Source organism: Acidovorax sp. KPB24-03 (assembly GCF_057546605.1).
This window is the reverse complement of the sequence record NZ_BAAJYR010000882.1, coordinates 1-679: the sequence shown is the minus strand read 5'-3', so window position 1 is coordinate 679 and position 679 is coordinate 1. Positions and strand designations below refer to the sequence as shown.

General features: G+C 73.2%; 1 protein-coding gene and 1 pseudogene. Both read right to left on the bottom strand.

From position 1 onward, the window contains the following. Window positions 1–85 (bottom strand): hypothetical protein (locus tag AC27KI_RS26605; RefSeq protein WP_487116882.1); only part of this gene is annotated, 85 nt, incomplete at its 3' end. A gap of 394 nt (window positions 86–479) precedes the next feature. Then, window positions 480–620: pseudogene (locus AC27KI_RS26600) on the bottom strand (hypothetical protein); the annotation flags it as partial. Window positions 621–679: the final 59 nt, after the last annotated feature.

Genomic DNA, 679 nt, shown 5'->3' with positions numbered 1-679 from the left:
CGATGTCGTTGCCCGCACCCGCATTGACCACGTCGTCGCCCGCGCCGGCGTAGATGGTGTCGCCGCCCGCGCCCCCACCCCCCACTGTTCGCCCACGGAAGGCCTTCCCGTTCGTTCATCTGCGCGAAGGTGCGCTGCGAGCCGGCGGCATAGACGTGCGTGTCGCCGGCCGGCGGCTTGATGTCCTCGGCCCGCATGGCCAGCAGCCCCGACAGGTCGATCTCGGCCAGGGGGTTGAACGCGAACCCCCACAGGTCGGTGCTTTCATAGGCGCGGCCGGTGCTGTCGGTGGCGGTGGTGCCGATGCGCGCCATGACGACCTCGGCGTTTAGGACCCGCACCTGGCCCGTGGCCACGTCGTTGGCGCCGCTGCTGTAGGAGGCCGAGGCATCGCCCAGCACCAGGCCCTCGCCGTTGCCGTCGGCCAGGATGATGTCGTTGCCACCCCCGCCCACCAGGGTGTCGTCGCCCGCCCCGCCGTACAGCACGTCGTCGCCCGCATCGCCCACGAGCCGGTCGCCGCCCTGCCCCGCCCACCAGGCTGACGAAGCCCCGCCCGCTGGGCCCTTGCGTCTCGCCGCCCGCGATGGCGGCGGCCAGGTCCACGGGCGCTGCGGCATACAGCACGTCGTCGCCGCCCTCGCCAAACAGGGTCTGCCGTGCGCTCGCACCGGCGCTG